Consider the following 9,903-nt stretch of genomic DNA (forward strand, 5'->3'; position numbering starts at 1 on the left):
TTATGCGGGATATGACAAAACGATTGGTTATTTCTTTTTCCCATATTCGTTTCTTGTTTCCAACTTTTGTTTTGACCAATAACGATTTTACAAACTTCTTCTTCTTGAGCTAGTTTTACGATGTGGTGACTAACTTTATGGAAGACGTCTTTTATTTTCAAGTAACGTTTTTGATGAAGTTTTTCTATCCTTTTAGAAGTAAAAGGTCCTTCATTCGTTTGTTTTCCATTTCTAAGAATGCTTGTAAAATGACTCTTCATTTTGTTGTAATATTGATTTATGCTTTTGACATGTTTGCCCTTAACAAGGACAGGTTTCATACCTGTGTTTGTTACGATGGTTGCAAGGTTATCAATCCCTAAATCAATACTCATATAACGAGCATTCGCTTCAATCATTTGTTGTTCAGAAGGAACATCAATTACCAATTCCACTACATATTCATTGTATTTTGGAATCACACGAACTTGTTTCAGTTTACCTTCAGTGAAACCTAGTTTCCCAATATTTAATTGCAATTTCGTCTTTGGAAACTTTAAAAATCTACCGTTTTTAATGATGCAATCTTGGTTTGTATACAGAATCTCTTTTTCAGAAGAACGAATATACTTTGGAATCCTAGGCATTCCATCATATTTGTTTGGATTCTTTTTATAGTCTTTTAAACTAGCAAAAAAAGATTTCCAATTTTGGAACAAACCTTTCATGATGGACTGGCTACATTGCGTAGGCAAAGCTCGATAATCATTTTGAATCATAGCCTTAAATAGTGCATCTAGAAAGTTGTAATCTACATAAGGTTTTTCAAAATTAGGTTCTGAAAACAAATTACATGTAATCTCTTTCTGTTCTTCTTTAGGCTTCACTTTCTCTTTTTCCAATTTCTTCCGATAGACAAGACGTTGTGTGTCATTCATCTTCCCAATATTTTTATGAATATTATCCAGAACTTCTTTTTGCAAAGGCTGCAACTCTTTTTCTTGTGTTAATCCAGTGTACACCTGGCGTATATAAAAGTTTGTGGTGTTGTACATATTCTTAGCGTTATGACAACATTCTTGAAAATAAGAATACATACGATGCCCTTTTTTTATCCAGATTTGAAGAGTTTTATAGTTTGATGGATTTTCTTTTGCCATTTTATTCACCTCCTTGTTAAGGATATTATAGCAAAAAAGAACATACGTTTCCGTTTTTTTCTCAAAAATAAAATATTTCTTTCGATTCACCTCACCACCTTCATTTACGTTTAGAGATGGGAGTCCTCTCGAAAGGCATGATAGAAAAAATCGTTTTTATAGCAAAACATATTTATTGTCTGTACACCTAATTAACTATATAATAACATGTAGTAAAAAAGCCTTTTCAAAACATTATTATTCATCAAGGGGGTACTTATAATGGAGCGAGTTCAAATGGCTGAAACGCTAGAATTTTCTCGTATTATTCAAGGATTTTGGCGTTTAGCAGAATGGAATATGACGAAACAAGAATTACTTTCTTTCATTGAAGATTGTATGGATATGGGAATTACTACTTTTGATCACGCTGATATTTACGGCGCATATACGTGTGAAGGGTTATTTGGCGAAGCTTTACAATTAAAGCCTTCCTTACGAGAAAACATGCAAATTATTACAAAGTGTGGAATCGCTCCCCCATCACCGAAATTTCCAGAACGATATGTTGCTCACTACAATACTAGTACAGAGCATATTATGCAAAGTGTAGAAGCATCACTTAAAAATTTACATACAGATTATATTGACGTATTACTTATTCATCGTCCCGATCCTTTTATGGATCCAAATGAAGTGGCAAAAGCCTTTTCACAATTAAAACAAGAAGGAAAAGTTCGTCACTTCGGTGTATCTAACTTCTTACCTTCACAATTTAATATGTTAAATTCGTACTTAGATTTTCCACTTATTACGAACCAAATTGAAGTTTCTGCATTGCAGCTTGAGCATTTTGAAAAAGGAACAATTGACTTTTGCCAAGAAAAACGAATCAATCCAATGATTTGGTCACCTCTTGCTGGTGGGGAGATTTTTACTGGTCAATCAGAACGTGCTGTACGCGTACGTGAAACTGTGCAAAAAGTTGCTACTGAGCTAGGTGTTTCTAGTATAGATACGGTTATGTATGCTTGGTTACTTGCTCATCCAGCTAATATGATGCCAATCGTTGGCTCTGGTAAATTAGATCGCGTAAAAACTGCCGCTCTTGCTACAAAAGTTAACTTAGACCGTCAACAATGGTTTACAATTTTCGAAAGCTCTAATGGACATCCTGTACCATAATGCATAAAAAGAAGAGCTGTTTTCTTACAGCTCTTCTTTTTCATATGTATTTCTAGTCATAGCAAATACACACATATCCCTTAATCCGTTTCCATCTACCGCAACACTCGCACTTTCTAACGTACCTTCTAACTTAAAACCTAATTTCTCAGGTATCGCTCTACTCTTCTTATTTAAAGAATCACAACGAATTTCTACACGGTTTGCTTTCAATTCAGAAAAAGCGTAATCCGTTATACCTTTCGCAGCCTCTACCATATAGCCTTTTCCGCTAAACCTTGTATCAATCCAATATCCAATTTCAAATTGAGGTATATCCCAATTAATACGATGTAATCCAGCTGATGCAATAAATTCACCTGTTTCTTTCGAAAATACTAGTAATCTTAAATCCTCACGTTGCAAAAATTGAATATGTGATTTTCTAATACTTTCTTCTACTTCTTGCTCTGTTTGCTCTTTTTGTGCAAACACCATCCAAGGTTTTAGTTCTTGTATTGAAGCCTGAATTGCATCATATACAACTTTACCATCTCCTGGTTTCGGCATTCGAATAAAAAGTCTATCAGTATAAAATTCAGAAGGAAAATCGAATAATAACGGATTCACTGTAAACACTCCCTATATTTCTTTTATATATAATAATATCCATCTGAAGTTATATAGTAAAGAATTTTCTGAATTGAAAACCTTTTACTCATTCACTTCCACCGCTACACGAATTCCAGATTCAATCGCACCTTGAATCCATCCGTGATATAGCGTTGTATGATCTCCAGCGAAGAATATTCTCCCCTCTGGTTTGACAATCGCTGGTTGCAGCTCAGATTCTTGACCTGCTTGAAAAAGTGCAAATCCTCCAAGCGCATACGGATCCAATGTCCAGCTTTTTGAAATTCCAGATATGAACTCATCATACACTTGACCACCTAATATTGTTGCTAAGTTGTGTAATGCGTAATAAATACGATCCCCTTTTGATAAACCATCCCATAACAACGCGTCATAAGACCATGTATAGCTACCTAACATCATAGCCGGTCCTTTCTCCCCAATTCCATAACTTGGATAATAGGCATAACGAATTGGCAAATCTGTTATAATTCTGCCACCTAATTGTCCTTGTTCTTCCCAAAATCGGCTTTTAAATTGAATTCCTATTTTCGTCGCAGGCATATAATGTAATTCACGAATTGCTTTCCATTTTTCATGAGATATAGAATCAAACGGATCTACTTCTACAAAACGCATTGTCGAAAACGGAATGGTAACAATAACTAAATCTCCTGTAATACTACTATATTCAAAAGTTTCCTCGTTCCGATAGAAAGCTGTCACACCATTATCGTGTTGATGTAACTTCATTAATTTTTGATTATATATAATATTCTCTTCTAATTGCGGTAAAAATGACTTTGGCAATCTATCATTCCCGCCCACAATTTCACAAAATCCGCTCTCCTCTTGCATAATGTATAGAAAGCGTAAAGTCTCTACAAACGACCGTTCCAAAAAACCTTCTAAATCTAATAAAACACCAATCATCTCAATTGTTACTGGTGAAAAGTAAGTATTATACTGATAAGGATGATACTTTAAAAATTGTCCAGTAGAGTATCTCCCAAAATCCTTTACAACAATATCCCAATTTTTTTCTGGGTTCTTTTTTATAAAATTTATAATGGGCTGTACCGCTAACAATAATAATTCCTCTGACGTTTTTCCAACTTCATTCATTTCCACAGGATATCTTAGAATACTTGGATCTTTTTCATATTGTTTTAACGTCGTTTTCCGTCCATTTACGTATATAATATCCGTCTCATTCCTATTAATAAAAGGTCTCACCTGTAGCCTAAATTTTCTTATATATGCCATCGTTAATGTATGTGAATAAGGAATCCTCATTGCTCCAACATCTAAATATAATCCGGTATCTTCCATTCTAACTGTTTCTATACGACCACCTACCCGGTTATTTGCTTCAAAAATTTTCACATCATGTCCTGCAGCCTTTAATAAAGAAGCTGAAACTAACCCAGCCATACCAGCTCCCACTACAATAATTTGTTTTGGACTTATCGGCTTCTTCAATCCTTTATCTATAACTTTTAACGCTTCATCCATTTCAGTATTATACATTATATCTTTCTGCACAATTCCACCCCTTACTTCATCAAATGGACGTTAGTGGTTTAGTGCATTTTATTCATAAATCCCCATAAACATAACACCATTGCAATTTGAATATTCACTAAAAGTACATAAGAGACAGATCTCACTTTTCTTTATACTTCGTATAATATAGCAACTACAAAGAAGGATTGGTTAAAAATGAAACATACTTATGACTACGATGCTACAAAAAAACATTTAGAATTAAAGAAACAAAACTTATGTAAAAAACTTAGCAATATGACACTATCTGAAAAAGAACGTGAACAACTAAAGCGTGAAATTGACAACTATGAATATATTTTAAATCTAGTCGAAATGAATCATTATGAACGCGGATTTTCTCGTTAAAAGCGGAAATAAGATTATCCGCTTTTCATTTTGAGCATTTCACTACGCATTTTTCATAAGTAAATATATAATAGGATGTACATTAAGATTGAGAGGTATATTCTATGATCAAGTTAAGTGTATTAGACCAATCACCTATTTCAGATGGTAGCACAGCAGCCCAAGCTTTTTCACATACAGTTACGCTTGCACAAGAAGTTGAAAAACTCGGATTCACACGTTTTTGGGTATCCGAACATCATAATTCCGTAAGCTTAGCTGGTTCAAGTCCAGAAATACTTATTTCTCATATTGCCGCAAAAACGGACCGTATTAGAGTCGGTTCAGGTGGTGTTATGTTACCGCATTATAGCCCATATAAAGTTGCTGAGAATTTCCGTGTTCTAGAAGCATTGTATCCGAACCGCATCGATCTCGGTGTTGGTAGAGCGCCTGGTGGTATGCCAATAGCAACTCGCGCACTTCAAGAAGGGAAAATGGTCTCACTTGATCAATATCCAGAACAAATTGCAGACGTTGCAATGTACTTACATGATCAAGTACCCGAAAACCATCACTATGCAAACTTAAAAGCAACTCCAGTTATCCCAACATCTCCTGAAATGTGGATGCTCGGTTCTAGCGGAGAGAGCGCTAAAATTGCTGCAAACAACGGAGCTTCTTTCGCATTTGCACAATTTATTAACGGCTTCGGAGGCCCTGAAGTTATGAGGGCTTACCAAGAACAATATGAGCCTTCATTTTTAGGAGATAAGCCTAATTCAATCGTTGCCATCTTTGTTATATGCGGAGAAACAAATGAAGAAGCGGAAAAAATTGCTTCTAGTTTAGATTTATCAATCTTATTATTAGAGCAAGGAAAACGAACTACTGGTACACCTTCTATTGAAACTGCTCAAAATTATTCATACAGCGCTTATGATTTATTCCGTATAAAAGAAAATCGTCAACGTATGATTGTTGGTGATCCGTCTTCTGTAAAAGAAAAAATAATAAACTTAAGCAAAGCATACAATACTGACGAATTTATGATTGTCACGATTACTCATCAATTTGAACATAAATTAAAGTCTTATCGCTTACTAGCAAATGCTTTTAATTTATAATTCTAAAAAGAGATGCATCACATGTGATGCATCTCTTTTTCTTACTACTTATTGTTTTCATTTCCTATATATTCAATAGCTTCTTTTAATAGCTCTTCAAAGTTAATAGGATAATCATGATCTAAATCAGGCACAACTTTATACTTATGTTCTATATTCTTCTCTCTTAATAGTTGTACGAATTGCTGCGTGGATTCGAAGCAATCTTCATCTTGATCCCCGCATACTATATATCCTTTTATATGTTTATCCTTCAGCACTCTTAGCAACTCATCCCATTCTTCAATCTCCGGAAGCCATGGTGCCATAAAAACAAAACCATCTACATTTATATCTTGTTGTAAAATCGTATATAAAGCTACTCTCGCCCCTGCAGAAAAACCACCAATGATTACACTTTCTACTGTATGATTTTCTATAAACTTATTGTAATGCCCTTTTAATTCCTCTTTCCCTCTCTCTATATCATCCCAAACAAATCCATCTGAAAACTGAATTTGTGAAGACTGTGGTAAAGCTAACGTGTAATCTTGTGTCAAAACTGATTTCCAATATGGCTCTACTATTTGCATATTTTCTTGGTTACCATGCAATGTAAGTAGTAGATTTCCTTCTTTCTTGGTGTATATATATTTCACATCTGGTCTTTCCGTTTTATGTGCTAATTCTTCTCTTTCTTTACATAACTGCACCATTGTATGAAATTCTTCAAATTTATGTAGTGATTTTAAATCTTCGTCGGAAATTAAATACTCATTTCCATACCAGAATCCCCTTTCTATAATAGCCTCCCTCATTAAATGTAATGCTTCTTTTTCAAGTCCCGATGCACTTGCGAGCGCATACTGAAAATTATATATTTGTGCCTCATTCCCTATTACACCTGTAGCGTTTTCCATTATATAATTGTACGCTTCAAAACTTCCTTTATTTGCATAACAACGTAACGTTTCATTTAATAATTGAATGTAAGTCATACTATTTTTCATGTACCAATTCCCCCGAAACCTTTTATAATATTTGTTTGCGAATCTTTATACCACTTTGTGAAGATTTTATATAACTCGCCCTAGCAATATCTTATTCTCCGAATGATACTTAATAGTTATCCTTCTCTGTCCAATACATTTAATATAAATATTAATAAACTGAAAAGTCAATATTTTAACAAACAAAAAAAAGACAACAATATATGTATTGTTGTTTTCATTACGTCTACCCACTCTTTTGTTTTTTTCTATCTGGTTTACTTGAAACTAAATAATGTTTTTCTGAAATATATAAGTCTCTTTTTAAGCTACGATTTAAGTAAGGTCCTAATTTCATTCCACATATGAGGCGATCTTCGCTACCTTCAACAATTGGGAACATTTCTTTTTCTGTTACGTATTGATCTACTGCTTTTTGTACGACATCAATTTCTTTCACTAGGTTTAAATTTTCTGCTGTATGTTCAAATACCTCAAGCGTTTCCTTCGTTATGAGAAAAACATTTGTTGGAAATGCAGGTAAATATGGTTTTAACAAATCATAATTTACTGTATAATCATCATTTACTAATACTGTATAAACGATATTAGCATTCGTTTCTAAAAACTGAGCCATCGCTTGTTCTAATTCATCTTTCGTAATTTCCCGCTCTTCTTTTCCAGTTCTGAAAAAGCGAAACATCGCATCGCCTCCTTTTTACTATATTATAGCATAAAAGAAAACTGAAAAATCATAAAAAAACCCATTGAAATAATTTTTCAATGGGTTTCTATATATTTATCATTATTTTAAGAATGCACTTAGCATCCATACATGCTGTTCTAATGTTGTATGAATTGCTAACAGCATGTCAGCTGATGTTTCATCGCCAGCTTCACCCGCAACTTCCATACCTTCTTTTAATTCTTGAATAAGTGCAGAATAATCATTCACTAATGTTTGCACCATTTCTTCTGCAGATTCTTTGCTTGTCCCTTCGCTGACACTAGATGTTGCGAGATATTCTTTCATTGTCGCTAATGGTTTACCTTCTAAAGCTAAAATACGTTCTGCTAACTCATCAATATACGTTCCAGCCTCATTATAAAACTCTTCAAATTTCTCATGTAATGTAAAGAAGTGTGGCCCTGTCACATACCAGTGATAATTATGTAATTTAACATATAACACATTCCAGTTTGCTACCTGCTTGTTTAATACTTCAACAACATTTGTTTTCGTACTCATACAATCACTCCTCTTATCATTTTGTAATGTTTATCTTTTAATAACTTAATTACATTTTACCATACATTCCCTTTCCTTTCGAACAATTGGCTTATATGTAACAAAGTTTTAACACCTTTAATGCTTCCCTAATATCATTTAATTCATGTATTTTTTCAACCACTTCATACGTCTAATTGTCCAAGCTCATACATATGCATAATAGTACATCAAGCTCATCATAGTAGAAAGAGGGATAACATGGACAATCAACAATGGCAAGTAGCAAAGAAAGTAGCTGCTACTTATATCGGAACTGTCGTTGGAGCTGGATTTGCTACTGGACGAGAAATTGTTGAATTTTTCACAGTGAATGGATTATACGGGACAATTGGCATATGTGTAAGTGGATTTTTTTTTATTTGGCTTGGTACAAAGATGATGTTACTTTCATCACAAATCGGGGCATTTTCAGCGCAAGAATTTAACAAATATTTATTTGGGGATGTATTTGGGAATGTTGTAAACACATTATTATTACTCGTTTTATTCGGCGTAACGAGCGTTATGTTATCAGGGGCCGGTGCAGTATTTGAAGAGCAACTTCGCTTACCAAGACAACTCGGTATTCTCATTACAGTTATCGCTTGTCTCATTATAAGTAGCCGCGGGTTACAAGGTGTTTTTGAAGTAAATACACTTGTCGTACCTATTATGATGATTTTTATTATAGGACTTGCTATTACAACCTTTTTTCACGGTACACCTCCTATTAATAACACTATTCCTGCAGAGAGCTGGAATATGAAATGGATTACTAGCCCTATTACATATGTCGCCTTAAACCTTTCTCTCGCCCAAAGTGTTCTCGTCCCATTAGCCAGTGAAGTAAAGGATCGAAAAGCCATTTTTTGGGGTGGGATTTTAGGTGGTGCTGGACTTTCTTTAATTTTATTATGCAGCCATTTAGCAATCTTATCAGTCGATCAATTTTATCAATATAACATCCCAATGGCTGAAGTCATAAGAAGATTTAATGCAACTTTTCACTTCTTCTTCGTTCTCATTATTTTCGGTGAAGTTTTCACAACTTTAGTTGGTAATGTGTTCGGAATGACAAAACAGATGCAATCTATTACTGGGTGGAAAAATCACAATATTATTTTCTTCATTTTACTAATTAGTTATTGCTTTAGTTACATCGGTTACAGTGACTTACTTCACATTCTATATCCTATCATCGGATGGGTAAGTATTGTTATACTTCCAATCATTGCGTTTAAACAACTTCAAAAAACATAAAAAAGCATCCATGTTATTGGATGCTTTTTTATGTTCATTCACAATCATCACATACTTCCCAGTACGGTCCCATTTCTAATGCTAAATACGGCTTTAACTGCAACCGAATCATTCGACTAGGCATGCGTTCTAAAACAAATTGAATACCTTCTTCATCTTCGTCTAATTCAACTTTTGAAATCGTAATTTTTTGCATAGTCGTAATGGGAATTCCATCTTTATATAAAGTGATTTTCACCTCATCGTATTCATTAAAATACAATTCGACACTCATTTGATTTTTCAGTATTTCATCACCAATTTTAAATGTATCATTTTGTTCTTGGATTATATATTTCCATCCGCCTCTATCTTCTTTCGGAGCTGTTTGAAATAATGTCTCCAAATCCTCGTATAGCATAAGATAACCCCTCTCTTACTAAAAAACGATGAGTATTTTATATACCCTTTATCTCTATCACTATCCATAG

General features: G+C 34.0%; 11 protein-coding genes. 4 read left to right on the forward strand and 7 right to left on the reverse strand.

From position 1 onward, the window contains the following. Positions 1–1,139 (reverse strand): RNA-guided endonuclease InsQ/TnpB family protein (locus ACQGS6_RS17775; protein ID WP_426965370.1); only part of this gene is annotated, 1,139 nt, incomplete at its 3' end. Positions 1,140–1,400: 261 nt separating this feature from the next. Here ACQGS6_RS17775 and ACQGS6_RS17780 point away from each other — a divergent pair. Next, complete coding sequence (locus ACQGS6_RS17780; RefSeq protein ID WP_322370926.1) at positions 1,401–2,303, forward strand: aldo/keto reductase; 903 nt, start codon at positions 1,401–1,403, stop codon at positions 2,301–2,303. 24 nt (positions 2,304–2,327) lie between these two features. Here ACQGS6_RS17780 and ACQGS6_RS17785 read toward each other — a convergent pair whose 3' ends face one another. Both ACQGS6_RS17785 and ACQGS6_RS17790 read right to left on the reverse strand, forming a co-directional pair. After that, positions 2,328–2,912, reverse strand: a complete 585-nt coding sequence (locus ACQGS6_RS17785; RefSeq protein WP_001068750.1) for a GNAT family N-acetyltransferase — start codon at positions 2,910–2,912, stop codon at positions 2,328–2,330. Positions 2,913–2,996: 84 nt separating this feature from the next. After that, positions 2,997–4,460, reverse strand: a complete 1,464-nt coding sequence (locus ACQGS6_RS17790; protein ID WP_001168109.1) for a flavin monoamine oxidase family protein — start codon at positions 4,458–4,460, stop codon at positions 2,997–2,999. A gap of 177 nt (positions 4,461–4,637) precedes the next feature. On the opposite strand from ACQGS6_RS17790, the gene ACQGS6_RS17795 reads away from it, so the two are divergent. Together ACQGS6_RS17795 and ACQGS6_RS17800 are read left to right on the forward strand one after the other, a co-directional pair. After that, complete coding sequence (locus ACQGS6_RS17795; protein WP_000683359.1) at positions 4,638–4,829, forward strand: DUF3896 family protein; 192 nt, start codon at positions 4,638–4,640, stop codon at positions 4,827–4,829. Positions 4,830–4,933: 104 nt separating this feature from the next. Beyond that, positions 4,934–5,935, forward strand: a complete 1,002-nt coding sequence (locus tag ACQGS6_RS17800; RefSeq protein ID WP_000594041.1) for an LLM class flavin-dependent oxidoreductase — start codon at positions 4,934–4,936, stop codon at positions 5,933–5,935. Positions 5,936–5,979: 44 nt separating this feature from the next. Here the strand turns inward: ACQGS6_RS17800 and ACQGS6_RS17805 are convergent, their stop codons facing one another. The 3 genes from ACQGS6_RS17805 to ACQGS6_RS17815 form a co-directional block, all read right to left on the reverse strand. Next, positions 5,980–6,924 carry an alpha/beta hydrolase gene (locus tag ACQGS6_RS17805; RefSeq protein ID WP_098398396.1) on the reverse strand — a complete coding sequence of 315 codons (945 nt, stop codon included), beginning with the start codon at positions 6,922–6,924 and terminating at the stop codon, positions 5,980–5,982. Positions 6,925–7,150: 226 nt separating this feature from the next. Further along, the gene (locus tag ACQGS6_RS17810; RefSeq protein ID WP_000488206.1) at positions 7,151–7,606 is read right to left on the reverse strand and encodes a DUF3939 domain-containing protein; all 456 of its coding nucleotides are present in this window, start codon (positions 7,604–7,606) and stop codon (positions 7,151–7,153) included. Positions 7,607–7,708: 102 nt separating this feature from the next. Further along, the gene (locus ACQGS6_RS17815) at positions 7,709–8,152 is read right to left on the reverse strand and encodes a Dps family protein (RefSeq protein ID WP_000105199.1); all 444 of its coding nucleotides are present in this window, start codon (positions 8,150–8,152) and stop codon (positions 7,709–7,711) included. A 240-nt stretch (positions 8,153–8,392) separates the two neighbouring features. Here ACQGS6_RS17815 and ACQGS6_RS17820 point away from each other — a divergent pair, with 240 nt between their 5' ends. Beyond that, positions 8,393–9,433 carry a YkvI family membrane protein gene (locus tag ACQGS6_RS17820; protein ID WP_000370203.1) on the forward strand — a complete coding sequence of 347 codons (1,041 nt, stop codon included), beginning with the start codon at positions 8,393–8,395 and terminating at the stop codon, positions 9,431–9,433. A gap of 34 nt (positions 9,434–9,467) precedes the next feature. On the opposite strand, the gene ACQGS6_RS17825 is transcribed toward ACQGS6_RS17820, so the two are convergent. Further along, positions 9,468–9,833, reverse strand: coding sequence for a DUF3979 family protein (locus ACQGS6_RS17825; RefSeq protein ID WP_000965059.1), 366 nt, complete (start codon positions 9,831–9,833; stop codon positions 9,468–9,470). Between the last annotated feature and the right edge of the window lie 70 nt (positions 9,834–9,903).

This window comes from Bacillus sp. GMs2/2, from assembly GCF_050172095.1.
Lineage (GTDB): Bacteria > Bacillota > Bacilli > Bacillales > Bacillaceae_G > Bacillus_A > Bacillus_A cereus.